1 protein-coding gene is annotated in these 251 nt (G+C 48.6%); it reads right to left on the bottom strand.

The window, feature by feature from the left end; all coding sequences use genetic code 11:
• The coding region (locus SB773_RS33540; protein WP_410594776.1) for an RNA polymerase sigma factor at window positions 1-251 on the bottom strand (251 nt) is incomplete at both ends.

The following is a 251-nucleotide window of genomic DNA, read 5'->3' on the forward strand; positions in this document are numbered from 1 at the left end:
CGACTCGTTTGGTCTCTTCAAGCGTCACCCCTCCCTTCTCAGACGGGGAATAAGCGGTACGGAACTTGGCGGCCGTACGTTCGAATTGCTTGCGTAGGCTCGCCCCGTTTTTGTTCATAATCAAAGCGATTTCGTCGTAAGTCTTTTCCTCAACCCCGCGCAGCAAAAGAAGCGTACGTTCTTCTACAGAAAGAGTAGCCATGGCTTTATATACAGCCTCACTAAAATACGTATTTTCAATATGCTGCTCG

It is taken from the genome of Bacillus sp. SIMBA_074, from assembly GCF_046534555.1.
GTDB lineage: Bacteria > Bacillota > Bacilli > Bacillales > Bacillaceae_G > Bacillus_A > Bacillus_A mycoides.